Raw genomic sequence first — 15,937 nt, 5'->3', positions numbered from 1 at the left:
CGCTGGACGTTCTCAGAGCGGCGTACCGTCCCCAACAATCTTCCCTGCAAGCCATTTATGCTAGAAGAGCACAGCGAAAATATGATGAAAGACACACTCCTCGAAACAATTGCCGAACCTGAGGCGACGCTCGCCACCTGTAACCCGCGACGCTCCACGGCGCTGCTCGTCCTCGCCGGACTCTGGCTCATCATCTTTTTCGCCGCCCTCTTCTCTCCGCCCCTGCTCGACGACGCCGACGCCACCCACGCCAACGCCGCCCGCCATATGGCCCTCTCCGGCGATCTCGTCACCCTCCGCGTCAACGGCATCCGCTATCTCGAAAAAGCGCCGCTCCCCTACTGGCTGGGCGCCCTTAGCTTCCGTCTCTTCGGCTTCAACACCTTTGCCGCACATCTCCCACAGGCAATCGGCGTCTTTCTACTCGCACTCCTCGGTTATCACTGGGCCTTTCGCGCCTTCAACGCCCGCGCCGCTTTTTACACCGGCCTCGCAACCCTCACTACCGTCGGCGTCTTCCTCTTCACTCGTTACTACATTCCCGAAGTTCTCCTCTCTTTGTTCCTCTGCATAGCCCTCTACTGCCTGCTGCAAAGTCTCCTCCCCTCTGTAGATGCTGAGAAAAGAGCCGTCATCTCGACCGGAGCGCAGCGGAGTGTAGAGACCCCCGCATTTCTTTCCCCCACCGCCTACGCCTACGTCATGTGGACTGTCCTCGCCCTCGCTGTCCTCACCAAAGGCCTCGTAGCGCTCATCTTCTTCTCCGGCGCGGCCATTCTCTATCTCGCTTTAAGCGGCGAATACAAAAACTGGCGCAGCCTGAAACCCTTCACAGGCATTCTTCTCTTTCTCCTCATCGCGGCTCCCTGGCACATCCTCGCCGGCCTGCGCAACACCGGCGGCATGAACGGCCACGGCTTCTTCTGGTTCTACTTCATCAACGAGCACTTCCTCCGCTTCCTCGGCCGACGCTATCCGATGGACTACAACAAGCTCCCTAGCTCCCTCTTCTGGAGCCTCCATCTCGTCTGGCTCTTCCCCTGGTCGCTCTTCTGTGGAACCCTCATCCACCAGGCCTACACCGCCTTCCAGCGCTATCGCGCTTCCAATCCCGCACCCATCAACGAAGCAAGAACCTTCTACTGGCAGCCTTACGCTGTAGTCGTTGTCGGCCTTATCCTACAAAACGCCCTGAAGATTCCCTACCTCTTCACCGTCTTCGCGGCACTCGTCCTCTTCCTGCTCCACGGCCTCCGTCGCCGCCAATCAAACTCACCACCGGGCACCCCCCTCCTCCGCGTCAGCACGCTCGCCCAACGCAGCACCCTCCTTCTGACCCTCTTCGCCACACTGGTGCTCATGTTCTTCTCCCTCTCCACCAACCAGGAGTACTACACCTTCCCCGCTTACCTCGCGATCATCTTCCTCCTTGCCGTCTCCCTCACCCACGCCGAGCAAACCTTCCCCTTCGACCCCGCCTCTCGACGCTGGATCACCGTCGCCCACGCCACCTTCACCGTCCTCGGCGTGGCCATTGCCGTCACGCTGATCTACGGCCTCTGGAGCTCCCGCCACCTGCCCTTCGTTCCCGACATCGGCGATGTCCTCGCCCACCGCGGCGTAGGCAACTACACCCTCTCCATGTCCGGCATCTTCGACCTCACCGGTCCCAGCTTCGCGGCACTGCGTCTCCCTGCCGCGCTCGCCGCCGTAGCCTTCCTCACCGGCCCGGCCATCGCCTGGTTTCTCCGCTCGCAGCGGCGGCACCTCGCTTCCACCGTAACTGTCGCCCTCACCGCGACCACTTTCTTCATCGCAGCTCACATTGCCTTCGCACGCTTTGCCCCCATGCTCTCTTCCCGCAGCTTCGCCGACACCATTCAACAACTCGAAGCCAATCGCTCCATCGCCCCTGATACCGAAGTGCTCCTCTACGGCGATCAGTCCTACGGCTCCTCGATCGCCTTCTACCTCGGCCGACAGGTCTATCTCGTCAACGGCCGCTCCTCCTCCATGCTCTTCGGTGGAACCTTCCCTGACGCGCCGCCCATCTTCCTCACCTCGCAGGACCTGCTCACCGTCTGGGGCCACGGCGACCGCAAGCTTCTCTTCGTCCCTATGGAAAAACGAGAAATAGTCGACCAACTCCTCGGCAACAAAAAAGATCTTCTCTTCGAAAGTTCCGGCAAAGCCCTCTTCACCGACCGTCCCCTGGACAACTCAGGCAAACCCAAGGATCCCGATCCACCCACACTCTCCCTTAACCAACGTCTGACCAGACAGGACACACCCTGACCGGAACGACCTCGCACTCCATTGCAGTACCGGTTGATCTGCCAAAGCGCTCCCAGCTAAAGCCAGAGACCACCATGCAACCTGACCATCTCTACGAAGAAGCCCTAGAGCACGAGACCTCTCCCCAAAGCGCTACCCCGAGACGCCTTTGGAGTCCCGTCTCTCTCGTCATCATCTTCTGTCTCTGGCTCATCCTTCAGATCGGCGGCCTCTTCACCCCCGGCCTCCTCGACGACGTCGACTCCATCTACATCGAGATCGCTCGCGAGATGCTCCAGCGCCACGACTTCGTCACACCAACCATCGATGGCATTCGTTTCTTCGACAAGCCTCCCCTCATGTACTGGATGGCAGCCGGCTCGATGCATCTCTTTGGCATTCACGACTGGGCCGCTCGCCTCCCACTTGCCCTGGCCGTCCTTGCGCTGCTCCTATCGGTCTACGCCCTCGGCATCCGCCTCTTTGCAACAACCTCTCCCATCGATAAACCCGACCGCGGTGGCTTCTACGCCGCACTCGCCGTCGCCACCAGCATCGGCCCCTACCTCTACACCCGCTTCTACATCCCGGACATTCTCCTCGCCCTCTGGATGACCTTGGCGGTCCATCTCTTCCTCATCGCCCTCAATCGCCTTCAGCCAGATGGCACCTCTAACTTTCCCCAACAACACAGATCCGCACTTCTTCCTTGCCTCGCATTCGCCGCCGTCATGGCCGCAAATGTCCTGACAAAAGGTCTCATCGGACTTGTCTTTCCCATCGGCTTCGTCCTCCTCTACCTGGCCTTCACAAAGCAACTCCGTCTCCTCCTCAAACTCCATCTCATCCCTAGCACGTTAGTCTTCCTCGCTCTCGCAGCGCCTTGGCACATCCTCGCCGCCCTCCGCACTCCCGCAATCCCACTACCTGCCGGCTTCGGTCTCCCCGCCACCGGAGGCTGGGCCTGGTTCTATCTCTACAACGAGCACATCGCCCGCTTCCTCTCAAAACGCATCCCCCATGACTACGGCCAGACTCCCGTGCTTCTTTTCTGGCTCTATCTCGCCATCTGGGTCCTGCCCTGGACCGTCTTCCTTCCTGCAGCTATCGCCAATCACGTCCGAACCCTCCGCAACCACGCATCCAGCATTACAGCCAACACCTTGTCCATTGCCCGCGAGCACGAAGCCGCGCTCTCTCTCCTTCTATGGAGCATCCTCGTCATGGGCTTCTTCTCGCTCTCCAGCCGTCAGGAGTACTACTCCATTCCCGCGATACCGGCCTTGTGCCTCATGGCCGGCGGTCTCCTCGCACGCGCCGACCAATCCTCACGCTCCACACTCCACGACGCAGGAGCCACGGCCACCGAGAGCGCCCTCCACTGGCACGTCTATCTTCTCCTGCCCCTCACCACGATCATTGCCATCGTCTGCGGATATTTGGCAATGACGGCACCACGCCCCGCTCCCGGTGCCGATTTAGCCTCTCTACTCAACTCCAACCCGGACTTCTACAACCTCTCCCTCGGCCATCTCTTCGACCTCACTGACGACGCCATGGGAATCTTCCGTGGACCGCTTATCGCTGTCGCCCTCAGCATGCTCGGCGTCGGCCTAGGCAGCTACCTCCTGCGACGCCGCTCATTCACCTACGCTGCGAATCTCGTCCTCGCCGCTGCGATGACACTCACCCTTCTCGCCGCACACGAAGGCCTCGTCCGCTTCTATCCCATCCTTGGGTCGAAGTCCCTCGCCGCGGCCGTCAATCAGGACATCAGGCCCGGCGACCGCGTCATCATCGACGGTTGGCTCTCCTCCGGCTCATCCATCCTCTTCTACACCGGCCAACAGGCAGGCCTCGTCAACGGGCGCATCTACGGCCCGTGGTATGGCTCCTTCTGGCCTGATGCCCCACCCATCTTCGGAACCGACGACGGTCTCCGCCAAGCCTGGTCCGGCTCCCAGCGCATCTTCCTGCTCACCTTCAACAAGCAACGTGCCGCCGACCTTGCACGCTTCGCTCCGGTGCACCTGCTCGCCGCCGAAGGCGGTAAATTCATCCTCTCCAACCGCTGATCGCTCCTCCATCACCATCCCTGCAGCCCATCCTGCAGTGGCACAACCCAACACGAGCCGATATCCTTACAGAAGCCATGTCCCCCATCCTGCTCCTGATCGGCCGCGTTGCATTTGCCCTTGGCTTCTTCGGCATCGTGACCTCCGGAGTGTCTTTTCTTCTGGCCCTCATCGGCGGCCTGCGATTCCGCTCCCGGCGCAACGATCAAGGCAGCTACGCCCCTCCGGTAAGCATCCTCAAGCCCCTCCACGGCAAGGAATGGGGACTTGAGCAGAACCTCGAAAGCTTCTTCACCCTCAACCATCCCGAGTTTGAACTCATCTTCTGCGCGAGATCGCTCTCCGATCCAGGAATCATCTGTGCTCAAGAAGTAGCTCGGAGATTCCCATCCATTCCCGCGCGCTTCCTGGCCTCAGGCGAGCCACTCTGGCAAAATCCCAAGACCTTCTCCATGTCGCTACTCGTCGAAGCAGCACAGCACGAGACAATCCTCTTCTCCGACAGCGACGTTCGCGTCAGCCCCACATATCTCCACGACATCCTGCAACCTCTGGCTGACCCCACCGTCGGCTTGGTCACCTGTGTCTTTCGGGGAAAACCAGCAGCCACCACCTCGCTGCCCACCGCCCTCACACAAACCGTCGAGTTCTCCAGTGGCGTCCTGACCGCAAATCTGATCGAGGACATCAAATTCGGGCTCGGTCCCACGCTCCTCACCCGAAAAGCCCTGATCGACCAGATCGGCGGCCTCAAAGACATGGGAGATCTACTCGCCGACGACTTCTGGCTCGGCAACCGCATCGCGGAAAAAGGCTACAAGGTAGTACTCTCAACAGCCATCGTCGATCACTGCATCAACTATGGGAGCTACATGGCTGGCCTGCGTCACCAGATCAGCTGGGCGAAGAACACACGCTGCTCCCGTCCCGCCGGACACCTCGGCACCGGTCTCACCTACGCCATGCCCTTCGGTCTCCTCGGCTTTTTCTCCGGACTCGCCATCGGCAGACCCACCATCGGCTTCTGGCTTCTCGTTGCCGCAATCGCCAATCGCTGTCTTCAGGCCCTGCTCATCGGCTTCGCCATCATGCGCGACAGGCTATCGCTCACCTTCTTCTGGCTCTATCCCCTCTGCGATCTCCTCGGTTTCTACAGTTGGGCCGCCAGCTACTTTGGGCGAGAGATCATCTATCGCGGCGAACGCTATCGCATCAATCCCGGCGGCGTTCTCGTTCGATTAGGCCCTAGATAGTCACTTCAAGATAAACACTTCAGCCGGTCTTCTTATCCTTCCGTCCGGTTGGAATCACAACCTGACGACGAAACGGAACCAACCCAGCCCCCGGGGTCTGTTGTTGCTGCATTCGTGTCAACATCTCCGTCCGAACATAGTCGACAAACCCCTGCATCTGCCGATTCATCTCCTCCATCCGCTCCCGCATCTGCAGCACGATCGCAATCCCTGCGATATTCACGCCCAGATCTCGCGCCAGGTTCAAGATAAACTCCAGCCGCTCCAGGTCCTCATCGGTATAAAGACGCGTATTGCCTTCACTCCGCGACGGCCGCAGCAACCCCTCACGCTCATACAAACGCAACGTCTGCGGATGAATCTCGTACATCTCCGCCACCGACGAAATCATGTACGCGCCTTTGCTCTTCCGCTTTGTCGCCATAGTCCCAACCCCTGAAATCTAAACCCTGACCAGATGCCCTACCGAAGTCTAGCTCTTCTCAACATATGCAAGTCAACTTAACTTCACCATGCCCTGAATCAGCATCTCATCTAAAACTATGAAGACCGCCAGAGCCGCGCTTCACACCACAAAGATCATCGCCGGAGTTGCCGGAATCAGCGCCATCGCTGGAGTTGGCGCCGTCGCCGCTGCCCGCACCATACTGCGTCCCCCAAAGCGCCACCGCGGCCGTGTCGTACTCATCACCGGCGGCTCCCGCGGCCTGGGTCTCGCTCTCGCACATCGCTATGGACGTTCCGGAGCAAAACTCGTCTTGGTCTCCAGAGACTCCGACGAACTGACCCACGCCCGCGACACCCTCCTCACACACAAAGCCGTCAAGCATCCTGACGATATTCTCCTGCTCCCCGCCGATCTCACCGACGCCGAACAGGCAGCCACGCTCGTCGACTACGCCGTCGGCTTCTTCGGCCACATCGACATCCTCATCAACAACGCTGGCGTCATTGAAGTCGGTCCCGTTGAAGATCAACCTATAGAAGCCTACCAACGCGCTATGGCCACCAACTTCTTCGCTTCGCTCTACACCACCAACGCCGCTCTTCCGCACCTGCTCCAACGCAACCCCACCTACGGCCAAGCGTCTATCGTCAACATCGCCAGCATCGGCGGCAAATTCGCCATGCCTCACATGCTCCCTTACGTCGCCAGCAAGTTCGCCCTCGTTGGCTACTCCCAAGGCCTTCATGCCGAACTTCGCCACAAGGGCATCCGCGTCACCACCGTCTGCCCTGGCCTCATGCGCACCAAAGGAGAGGCTCACGCCCACTTCACCGGCCAGACTAAAAAAGAGGAGCGCTGGTTCAAACTCTCCGCCAAGACTCCCATCCTGGCCGCCTCAGCCAACCGCGCCGCCAACAAGATCTATCATGCCGTCATCGCAGGTCGCGCCGAGATCACCATCACCCCACAAGCCTGGCTCGCCGCTCGCGTTGCCGGTCTCGCTCCCGAAACCACCCAATACCTCGCCAGCCTCGTCAACGAATTTGTTCTCCCGGCCCCTTCCAGCCACAATCTATCGATCCCAGACCGCAGTAATTATCCATCTAGCGCGATATGGGTTCAGCGAACATAAACTTCAAAGCTCACCGGCGTGCGTACTTTAGCCTCCACTCCGCCTCCGTACGCCCTAATGAGTCAGACTAGCCTTGAGTGGTCTCCCCGCATTCTGAACTGATGCCCCTTCATGTCCATGCTGATCTGCAGCGACGATAGGTCTTGTTAACAGAACGTCATACTTTCCATAGTCGATCGTCACCTTTGCTTCCCCCCCAATTCGAACATGTGTCGTCGAAACATTCTTCGCCGGAACCCACACGTCCCCCCGTCGCATATACCAGGAGTCGAACGCAGCGCTGTCCAGCATCCACGAAGGGCTCCTCGCCGGCTCACCCATCACCCTCACCATCGCAAAGTCATCCATACTCACCCATACTTTTCCGCGATAAGCCACCTTGCTGTCAACCTTCGGCTCTACCTTCAAAATCCAGGTGTTCATTCCCTCCAACTGCTCACGGCCCAACAGCTGCACAGTGTATGTATCTGAGGAAAACATCGCACGTTGCCAGTCTGGTTTCTCCGACGTCTCTTCTTCCTTATCCACCAGCCGCCGCAAAACCTCCCTGCAAAGCAACTTCGACCCAGACTCCGAAAGCACCGTAAAGTTCTTTCGGCCGGGCGCCTGATACTCCGCTCGCACGACCATCTCTGCATGGTGCTTGCCGCCAGTACCGTCATACTCCAACTGATAGGTTCGGTCTGTCCTGTAGTGTTCTAGCGCCGCCTGACGCTCGTCGTTCTTCACCAGCATTCGCCTGACAATCTCCTCCGCAGTTGGAGTCGTCCGACTCTGTGCCTGCAACCACCCCGCGCAAGCAAAAATCATGGAGAACACGAGACCCGCAAACATCCGCGTCCGCGCCAGATGCCACATGGAATCACCTCCGAACTAGGGGGATTTCATCACGGTGCACAACATTCAGTGCAAATGAACCGTATAAGCTCAAACATTCTTGATGAACTTGGATGCAATGAAATGCCGAGCGGGGTGCAAAATCGGCAAACTTATGCGCGTTCAAATAAATCTTCGCGCGGATCCTCCGGATTCAACTTTGCCAATTCCCTCAGAATCTCCTTGCTCCGCTCATCATGCACCTTCGGCACGACAATCTTCACTTCCACAATCTGATCGCCACGCACACCCTCCCGCGAAGCCGAAGGCACTCCCTTCTCCCGCAGCCGAAGCTTCTGCCCCGTCTGTGTCCCTGGAGGAATCTTCAACTGCGTCCTCGCGCCGCCTTCATGGGTATCGATCGTGGGCACATCGATCTTCGCTCCCAGCGCGGCTTCGGTCATGGTAACCGGAACAGTTACATATATGTCATCCGCCGTCCTTGTAAATACCGGATGCGTCCCCGCCTTGATGATCAAAAACAGATCTCCCGCAGGACCGCCATTGGTCCCCGCGTTGCCCTTGCCGGCCAACCGAATCCTTTGACCATCTCGAGTTCCGGGCTTAATCCGAAACTCCAGCGGCTCCCGTTTCGTCACCACACCCTCGCCATCGCACGTTGGACACGAGTTCTGCACCTTCCCTGACCCACCGCACCGCGGGCACTGGATATTGAACTTCATCCGGCCGCCCATCTGCGTCACCTGTCCCGAACCATGGCACTCCGGACACTCCACGCTGCCGCCCGTCGTTGACTTGCCCTTGCACGTCGGACAGACCTCCTGCCGTTGAATCTCCAGCCGCGTCACACCACCCCGCACCGCCGTCCAGAAATCGACGTTCACCTGGTACTCAAGATCGGTCCCCGGCTGCGGCCCACGCGCGGCCTGTTTCCCCCCGTTGAACATCCCGCTGAAAATATCCTTGAAGCTCCCGCCAAACCCGCCGCCCGATTCCTGCTGCGCCGCGCGCCCGCTCTGGAAGTCCGAGAAATCGAACCCGCCAAAATCAAACGGAACCTCCTGCCCTGCGCCGCGGCCCGCACCAGGGCGTCCGCCTCCATAACCAGCAGCAGACCCGCCGCCATATCCGCCCCGCGCAGCCGCCTCCGCCGCAGCCGGATCGATATTGTCCGAGTAGAAGCCAAGCTGGTCGTAGATCTTCCGCTTCTTGTCGTCACTCAAAACATCGTTGGCTTCGGAGATCTCTTTGAACTTCTCCTCAGCCTTCTTGTCATTCGGATTCACGTCCGGGTGATACTTCCGCGCAGCCTTGCGAAACGCCTTGCGAATCTCCTCCGCCGTCGCCGTCTTCTTCACGCCCAGCGTGCCGTAATAGTCCTTCGTCTGTGTCGTCGCCATAATCTTCTTCCATTCTCATACCAATGCGCCTTACGCGCATCTCTAAACCTTACTCAACGTTCGATTCCTGCTCCGCCTGGCAGACCGGACACCAAAATAGATTCCGTCCCGCCATCACCTTCGTCAAAATCTTCGTCCCGCTGATAAAGCAGGGCCGGCCGTGCCGCCGATATACATAGTGCGCCTCTTCCTTCAGCACTGGCCCACTCTTGTGTGGCCGATCCTTCGGCTTCGTCGTCACAATCCTCCGGTCAACCATCCCGGCCTTCATCAATATGCCCGCCTCCTTCCATATCGACCGCAGCGTGCTCTCCGCTACCTCCTTCCCCGGAGTAAACGGGCTCAGCCGCGCCCGAAACAGTAGTTCCGCGCGAAAGATATTTCCCACTCCAGCCGCCACCGACTGATCCATCAGTAGCTCTCCAATCGCCTTCTTGCTCTTCGCAACTCGCGCAATCATCTTCTCCGGCCCATCTCCATTCAACGGATCGGGTCCCAGCCGCGCCAGCAGCGCATCCCACTTCTCCTGCGAATAGATCGAGCAGTCCATCGGCCCACGCAACTCCACCCACGCCACCTTCGACGATTCAATATGTCCAGTCCCGTCATCCTCCGAATACCAGGCATGCCGTTTGCTCACTCCGGGCACCGCTGGCCTCTTCACCGCGGCATCATTCCACATCCGCAGCCGCAGCGCACCACGCACCTCCGGCAGCGGCCCCGACCCCTCCGTAAAATCCCCCTGCAACCCAAGATGGACATGCAGAATCAGATCCTTCCCGAAGTCATATCCGAGATGCTTGCCCACAGCCAGAACCCGCTTCAGCTTTCGTCCATCAATCATCGACGAATCAGTAAACCGTCCCTGCGGCCCATCCACCCGAACGGTCTTCCCGGCAAACGCAGCCGAGTGCCTCTCGGCCCATCGATGAATCTCATTTCCCTCAGGCATCTTCCCTCAACCTCGTCGCAGTCACCTGCGTCTGATGTCGCCGCCGAACACGTCGCGGCCGTCCGCTCGTCTTCAACTCATACCGGTAGTGCTCGATAATCCGCTCCGGAGTCCACAGCGCCCAGTGCTCTCCCTTTTGCGTCTGCATCTTGTCCATCTGAATCTCGTCCATCTGCCGCATCATCTTCTGCAAATCCCGGTAGTGCTCCGTATAAGCACTCTCTTCACTCTCGATCAACCGCTGCATGTCGACATATACCGGCTGCGCCCATTCATAAAACGTATGCCACACGTCATACACATCCAGGTGGCCCTTCTTCACCAGCAATGACAGATGCTCATAAAAGTCCAGCACCTCGAACGCACTCACAGGCGGCTCTTCAAGCGTCCACTCCTTCAACTCGTCACCCTCCAGCCGAGACTCCGCCAGCCTCTGCCTGACCGAGACAAACTTCTCTGACAAAAAGAAGCTAAGCTGCTTCTCAAGATTCTCGACCGCCCGATAATCTCGCTCATGTCGCAGCTGCAACCCGGCATAAGAGATAGCACCGGCACTCGTAACCACCAAAGCAGCCGTTGCCACCGCCTGAACCGCCTCCCAATTCACCACCAGATGTCCTCCAGCCTCTTTTGATGCGTCCCGCAAGCTGCCGAAGGTTCTTCCCATCCAAAGGTCCCTCCCATCCAATAGCTGCCCACAAAACAGCAAGGACGACGGCCAACGCACTTGAAGTCGCGCCTGCCTTCGTCCTCACTCTCCTGCTTGTCTCGATCTCCTACGAGTACCAGAAAGCGCGCAAACTCCCACCTTCGCGCTTCATCAAAGCATTAGTTCCAGACCTGCCGCGCCTCAATCGCCTCGATCGAAAACATCTGATCAGGCTCCATCTGCTGCATCCGCTGAGCGAACTTCACCGCTTCTTCTTTGGTATCGAACATCATCCGGTTGTACAGCCGGCCTGCTCGAACCTGGTCGCACTTCCACATCGTCTCGGTCATGGTCTTCCCTCCAAGCAATCGATTGAGTTCCAGGTTCTCCATCCAAAACGTCTCTGCGTACTCATCTTCCCTGTTTCTTCTGCTCACCGCTACACACCTTTCTGGTGATAGACGCACTCTACACGTCTATCGCCGTAAGCCAGCCCGATAAAAAGGAGGGGCACCCCATCAGGAACGCCCCTCACCTTTATTACGTCAAAACCAGCCGCTACGGATTACACTTATTTCTTTTCATCGACGTCGACGTACTCAGCATCGATCACGCCTTCGTCCTTCTTCGGCTCTTCGTGCGTTTCCGTCGCACCTGTCGCACCATCGGTCGGTGCTGATGCCGCAGACGCCTTGTACATCGCCTCTGCAAGCTTGTGGCTCACAGTCGTTAGACGATCCTTCGCAGCATTCAGCTCACTTGCGCTCGGCGTTCCAGCCAAAGTCGTCTTCGCCTCAGCCAGAGCCGCCTCGACCTCGGTCTTATCCGACTCCTGAACCTTATCGCCCGCATCCTTCAACATCTTCTCGATGTTGTAGACCAACGAATCCAGTCCATTGCGAGCCTCGACCGCCTCCCGCTGCTCCTTGTCCTCAGCCGCATGAGCCTCGGCATCCTTCGCCATCCGCTCAACCTCTTCCTTGCTCAGGCCCGACGAGCTCGTGATCGTAATCTTCTGATCCTTGCCAGTCGCATTATCCTTCGCCGTTACATTCAGAATGCCGTTCGCATCGATGTCAAAAGTAACCTCGATCTGCGGCACGCCACGCGGAGCAGGAGGAATGCCAGCCAGCTTGAACTTGCCCAGCGTCCGGTTCTGCGCTGCCATCGGCCGTTCGCCCTGCAGCACATGCACTTCAACTTCAGTCTGCGAATCAGCCGCCGTAGAAAACGTCTCCGTCTTCTTCGTCGGAATCGTCGTGTTCCGGTTGATCATCGCCGTCGCCACACCGCCCATCGTCTCAATCGACAACGTCAGCGGAGTCACATCGAGCAGCAACAGATCCTTCACTTCACCAGCCAACACACCAGCCTGAACCGCCGCGCCAATCGCCACAACCTCATCCGGGTTCACACCCTTATGCGGCTCCTTGCCGAACAGCTCCTTCACCAACTGCTGAATCTTCGGCATACGAGTCTGTCCACCGACGAGAACCACCTCATCGATCTTGCTCGCATCCACGCCGGCATCCTTCATCGCCTGCTTCGACGGCCCAATCGACCGCTGCAACAGATCATCGACCAACGACTCCAGCTTCGCGCGAGTCAAGTTCCGAACAAGATGCTTCGGTCCGCTCGCATCCGCAGTAATAAACGGCAGATTGATCTCCGACTCCTGCGCCGTCGACAGTTCGATCTTGGCCTTCTCTGCAGCATCCTTCAACCGCTGCAGCGCCATCTCGTTGCCCTTCGCATGCAGATCAAGTCCGGTATCGGCCTTGAACTCAGCAATCAGCCAATCCACAATGCGCTGGTCAAGGTTGTCACCGCCAAGGTGTGTATCACCATTGGTCGACTTCACTTCAATGACGCCTTCGCCAACCTCAAGGATCGAAATATCGAACGTGCCGCCACCGAAGTCATAGACCGCAATCGTCTCGTCCTTCTTCTTGTCCAAACCATAAGCAAGCGCAGCCGCCGTCGGCTCGTTCACAATACGCTTCACATCAAGTCCGGCAATTTTGCCGGCGTCTTTCGTCGCCTGACGCTGAGCATCGTTGAAGTAAGCCGGAACCGTAATCACAGCCTCGGTCACCGAGGTCCCGAGATAGTCCTCCGCAGCCTTCTTCAGCTTCTGCAGAATCATCGCCGAGATCTCAGGCGGAGTGAACTCCTTGCCCTGCGCGCTCACCACAATGTTGTCGCCCTTCGCAACAACCTTGTACGGCACCATCTTCATCTCGTCGCCAACTTCATTCATGCGACGACCCATAAACCGCTTGATCGAATAAACCGTATTCTCCGGATTCGTAATCGCCTGGCGCTTGGCCACCTGGCCCACCAGCCGCTCGCCGCTCTTGGTAAACGCAACCACCGAAGGGGTCGTCCGGCCACCCTCTTCATTCGGGATCACCTTCGGCTCGCCGCCTTCCATCACCGCGACGCACGAGTTCGTCGTTCCCAAGTCAATTCCAATAATCTTCGCCATCCCACATCCCCATTCTGGGCTCGCAGCCCATCAACATTTTTGACATCCCAAGAGTCTCACCTTGAGTCACTTATTGTCAACTATTCTGATGTACCCGGCCACCTATTGGATTCAAAACCCTTACTCATTCTTCCAAATAGCTTTAGCCGCCGCTCAACCGTTACAAAAGAACCCAAATCTAACCCCAAAATCCTCCCGGTATGCCTCCAGTCCCGACTCCTACCCTCCGATAAACCAAACACGTGATTCGCCAAAGCACCCCGGCGACATCGCCCAATCGGTCACTCGAAGGTGTCATTGTCGCCCTTGATGCCCCCGGTTACGCTTCCTTCAATTAATGCATCACTTGGAGCTCTGCTCATGCCTTCCCTTACTGCACGCCGCACCGCACGCCGCCTCCTGAAAGTCGCTTCATTGGGCCTCGCAGGACTTCTCGCCGGTCTCCTCTCCGGCTGCAACGCCACCCCAGACTCCACCGATATCTCGACCACGACCTACACCTGGTCCACCCACCTTCCCAAGAGCCTCGACGCCGTCCAAGTTCCTCCACTCCGCCACTCCCCCTCCACGCGGAGGCTTCAGATGGGCTCTTATCACAACGTCTCCCAGTCGATGGGCCCGATGGGCCGCAACCCCTCCTAAAGCCCTCGACACCGAACCGGCAGACGAACGCCGGAAAACCACAACCAACCAAGCGCGGCAGGCTCCATCCAACGGGCCTGCCGCCTTTTTGCGTCGCTAACCGCACCGCCCAAACTTCGAATGCATCCATTACCTCCTTTTTTGCCTCTATTTAGAAGACAATCACTCCACCACAAGGATCCTTCCGGAGACCATGGCCTCGGCTGCGAGCGCACCACCCGATCAATCCGCCTCCGTGACCCAAGGCGTCAACCCCTGGCTGATCGCCGCATCGGTCATGCTCGCCACCTTCATGGAGGTGCTCGACACCGCCATCGCCTCGGTCGCCCTCCCCTACATTGCCGGCTCTCTCTCCGCTTCCAACGACGAAGCCACCTGGGTCCTGACCAGCTACCTCGTCGCCAACGCCATCGTTCTCCCCGCCAGCAACTGGTTCTCCCTCCGGTTCGGCCGCAAGCGCTTCCTCATGTCCTGCATCACGATCTTCACCATCGCGAGCTTCGCATGCGGAGCGGCACCCACCCTGGGCATCATGCTCCTCGCACGCGTCATTCAAGGCGCCGGTGGAGGCGCCCTCCAGCCCCTCTCCCAGGCCATCCTCCTCGAATCCTTCCCGCCCGCCAAGCGCGGAGCCGCCATGGCTGTCTTTGCCTTCGGAGTCGTCGTCGCCCCAGTCCTTGGTCCAACTCTCGGCGGCTGGCTCACCGACACCTACTCCTGGCGCTATGCCTTTTACATCAACATCCCGATCGGGATCCTCGCCCTGGTCATGATCAACAGGTTTGTCCACGACCCCGCCTACATCAAAAAAACCGTGGTCGCTGCCTTCGACCGCTACGGGTTTGGCGCACTCATTGTCTGGACCGGATGCCTTCAGGTCGTCCTCGACAAAGGTCAGGAGGATGACTGGTTCGGAGCTGTCTGGATCCGTTGGGCCGTCTTCTTCCTCGTCATCTCCTTTGTCTACTTCTGCTGGCACTGCTGGCGCGACAAAGATGCCATAGTCGATCTCAAAGTTCTCAAAGATCGCAACTTCCGAATCGGCTCCGTACTTATCTTCATGTTTGGCATCGGTATCTACTCCACCACCACGGTTCTTCCGCTCTTCTACCAGGAGTTACTTGGATACACCGCGTTCACTGCCGGCCTGGCCGTTGCTCCTCGCGGTATAGGGGCAGTCTGCGGCATGCCAATCATCGGTTTTCTCTCCAATAAGATCGATCCTCGTTATCTCCTCAGCTTCGGATTTATCACCTTCGGCCTCACGACGTTCTACTTCGGCAACGTCACCCTCGATATATCTCCAACAACTCTCCTATTGCCCATCTTCATCACAGGCTTTGGACTCAGCTTCATCTTCGTCCCTATCAGCACCGCCGCCTACGGCACGCTCGACAACAAGCAAATTGGCAACGCTAGCGGTCTCTTCAACCTGATGCGGAACATCGGCGGCTCCATAGGAATCTCCATCGCCCAAACCCTCCTTACCCGCCGCTCTGCTGTCCATCAAAATCTCATCCTCAACTCGGTCCCTCAGACTGGCCAGCAGTTTCAAAACAGCATGACCGCAACCCAACAGGCGCTCAGCGGTTATTACGGACAAAGTAACTCGCTGTCCCCTGCGCAGACCACGCTCTATCAACAACTCGGTCAGCAAGCCTCCCTCTGGTCGTTCGTAGACGTGTTTCGCTGGCTCTCGATCCTCTGCTTCCTATGCGTCTTCATCGTATGGACCTTCAAGAAGGTGAAACCAGGCAAAGCCCCCGAAGGCGCCCACTAAGTCGATC

The 15,937-nt window shown here is 58.5% G+C and carries 13 protein-coding genes; 6 read left to right on the top strand and 7 right to left on the bottom strand.

Annotation, left to right across the window (positions count from 1 at the left end; genetic code table 11):
* Positions 1 to 81: 81 nt before the first annotated feature.
* The 3 genes from RBB76_RS16425 to RBB76_RS16415 all read left to right on the top strand — a co-directional run bounded on the left by RBB76_RS16425 (position 82) and on the right by RBB76_RS16415 (position 5,602).
* A complete protein-coding gene (locus RBB76_RS16425; RefSeq protein WP_429629734.1) occupies positions 82 to 2,295 on the top strand; it encodes an ArnT family glycosyltransferase in 2,214 nt (737 codons plus the stop codon).
* A gap of 74 nt (positions 2,296 to 2,369) precedes the next feature.
* Positions 2,370 to 4,349 carry an ArnT family glycosyltransferase gene (locus tag RBB76_RS16420; RefSeq protein ID WP_429629735.1) on the top strand — a complete coding sequence of 660 codons (1,980 nt, stop codon included), beginning with the start codon at positions 2,370 to 2,372 and terminating at the stop codon, positions 4,347 to 4,349.
* 77 nt (positions 4,350 to 4,426) lie between these two features.
* Positions 4,427 to 5,602, top strand: a complete 1,176-nt coding sequence (locus tag RBB76_RS16415; protein WP_429629736.1) for a glycosyltransferase — start codon at positions 4,427 to 4,429, stop codon at positions 5,600 to 5,602.
* Between the two features lie 19 nt (positions 5,603 to 5,621).
* On the opposite strand, the gene RBB76_RS16410 is transcribed toward RBB76_RS16415, so the two are convergent.
* Positions 5,622 to 6,026, bottom strand: coding sequence for a MerR family transcriptional regulator (locus tag RBB76_RS16410; RefSeq protein WP_429629737.1), 405 nt, complete (start codon positions 6,024 to 6,026; stop codon positions 5,622 to 5,624).
* A 118-nt stretch (positions 6,027 to 6,144) separates the two neighbouring features.
* Here RBB76_RS16410 and RBB76_RS16405 point away from each other — a divergent pair, with 118 nt between their 5' ends.
* Positions 6,145 to 7,182: an SDR family NAD(P)-dependent oxidoreductase gene (locus RBB76_RS16405; RefSeq protein ID WP_429629738.1), complete on the top strand. Its 1,038-nt coding sequence runs from the start codon at positions 6,145 to 6,147 to the stop codon at positions 7,180 to 7,182.
* A gap of 54 nt (positions 7,183 to 7,236) precedes the next feature.
* Here RBB76_RS16405 and RBB76_RS16400 read toward each other — a convergent pair whose 3' ends face one another.
* The 6 genes from RBB76_RS16400 to dnaK form a co-directional block, all read right to left on the bottom strand.
* Positions 7,237 to 8,040 (bottom strand): hypothetical protein, encoded by an 804-nt coding sequence (locus tag RBB76_RS16400; RefSeq protein ID WP_429629739.1) that lies wholly within the window; start codon positions 8,038 to 8,040, stop codon positions 7,237 to 7,239.
* 131 nt (positions 8,041 to 8,171) lie between these two features.
* Positions 8,172 to 9,419: a DnaJ C-terminal domain-containing protein gene (locus RBB76_RS16395; RefSeq protein ID WP_429629740.1), complete on the bottom strand. Its 1,248-nt coding sequence runs from the start codon at positions 9,417 to 9,419 to the stop codon at positions 8,172 to 8,174.
* A gap of 49 nt (positions 9,420 to 9,468) precedes the next feature.
* Positions 9,469 to 10,371, bottom strand: coding sequence for an Fpg/Nei family DNA glycosylase (locus RBB76_RS16390; protein ID WP_429629741.1), 903 nt, complete (start codon positions 10,369 to 10,371; stop codon positions 9,469 to 9,471).
* On the bottom strand, positions 10,364 to 11,038 hold the full coding sequence (locus tag RBB76_RS16385; RefSeq protein ID WP_429629742.1) for a hypothetical protein: 675 nt from the start codon (positions 11,036 to 11,038) through the stop codon (positions 10,364 to 10,366). The genes RBB76_RS16390 and RBB76_RS16385 overlap by 8 nt, the downstream gene beginning before the upstream one ends.
* Before the next feature lie 161 nt (positions 11,039 to 11,199).
* Positions 11,200 to 11,412: a hypothetical protein gene (locus tag RBB76_RS16380; protein WP_183976635.1), complete on the bottom strand. Its 213-nt coding sequence runs from the start codon at positions 11,410 to 11,412 to the stop codon at positions 11,200 to 11,202.
* Positions 11,413 to 11,591: 179 nt separating this feature from the next.
* Positions 11,592 to 13,508, bottom strand: a complete 1,917-nt coding sequence (gene dnaK, locus RBB76_RS16375; protein ID WP_429629743.1) for a molecular chaperone DnaK — start codon at positions 13,506 to 13,508, stop codon at positions 11,592 to 11,594.
* A gap of 360 nt (positions 13,509 to 13,868) precedes the next feature.
* On the opposite strand from dnaK, the gene RBB76_RS16370 reads away from it, so the two are divergent.
* Positions 13,869 to 14,150 carry a hypothetical protein gene (locus RBB76_RS16370; RefSeq protein ID WP_429629744.1) on the top strand — a complete coding sequence of 94 codons (282 nt, stop codon included), beginning with the start codon at positions 13,869 to 13,871 and terminating at the stop codon, positions 14,148 to 14,150.
* Positions 14,151 to 14,343: 193 nt separating this feature from the next.
* Entirely contained in the window at positions 14,344 to 15,930 is a 1,587-nt protein-coding gene (locus RBB76_RS16365) for a DHA2 family efflux MFS transporter permease subunit (RefSeq protein WP_429629745.1), read from the top strand.
* Positions 15,931 to 15,937: the final 7 nt, after the last annotated feature.

Origin of the sequence: Tunturiibacter psychrotolerans, assembly GCF_051013365.1 — a bacterium.
Taxonomy (GTDB): domain Bacteria; phylum Acidobacteriota; class Terriglobia; order Terriglobales; family Acidobacteriaceae; genus Edaphobacter; species Edaphobacter psychrotolerans_A.
This window is presented reverse-complemented; position numbering and strand designations above follow the sequence as displayed.

Bases quoted from the DNA above. Each gene is read 5' to 3' on its own strand.
- RBB76_RS16425 (WP_429629734.1), top strand. From the start codon at position 82: ATGATGAAAGACACACTCCTCGAAACAATTGCCGAACCTGAGGCGACG.
- RBB76_RS16420 (WP_429629735.1), top strand. From the start codon at position 2,370: ATGCAACCTGACCATCTCTACGAAGAAGCCCTAGAGCACGAGACCTCT.
- RBB76_RS16415 (WP_429629736.1), top strand. From the start codon at position 4,427: ATGTCCCCCATCCTGCTCCTGATCGGCCGCGTTGCATTTGCCCTTGGC.
- RBB76_RS16410 (WP_429629737.1), bottom strand. From the start codon at position 6,026: ATGGCGACAAAGCGGAAGAGCAAAGGCGCGTACATGATTTCGTCGGTG.
- RBB76_RS16405 (WP_429629738.1), top strand. From the start codon at position 6,145: ATGAAGACCGCCAGAGCCGCGCTTCACACCACAAAGATCATCGCCGGA.
- RBB76_RS16400 (WP_429629739.1), bottom strand. From the start codon at position 8,040: ATGTGGCATCTGGCGCGGACGCGGATGTTTGCGGGTCTCGTGTTCTCC.
- RBB76_RS16395 (WP_429629740.1), bottom strand. From the start codon at position 9,419: ATGGCGACGACACAGACGAAGGACTATTACGGCACGCTGGGCGTGAAG.
- RBB76_RS16390 (WP_429629741.1), bottom strand. From the start codon at position 10,371: ATGCCTGAGGGAAATGAGATTCATCGATGGGCCGAGAGGCACTCGGCT.
- RBB76_RS16385 (WP_429629742.1), bottom strand. From the start codon at position 11,038: ATGGGAAGAACCTTCGGCAGCTTGCGGGACGCATCAAAAGAGGCTGGA.
- RBB76_RS16380 (WP_183976635.1), bottom strand. From the start codon at position 11,412: ATGGAGAACCTGGAACTCAATCGATTGCTTGGAGGGAAGACCATGACC.
- dnaK (WP_429629743.1), bottom strand. From the start codon at position 13,508: ATGGCGAAGATTATTGGAATTGACTTGGGAACGACGAACTCGTGCGTC.
- RBB76_RS16370 (WP_429629744.1), top strand. From the start codon at position 13,869: ATGCCTTCCCTTACTGCACGCCGCACCGCACGCCGCCTCCTGAAAGTC.
- RBB76_RS16365 (WP_429629745.1), top strand. From the start codon at position 14,344: ATGGCCTCGGCTGCGAGCGCACCACCCGATCAATCCGCCTCCGTGACC.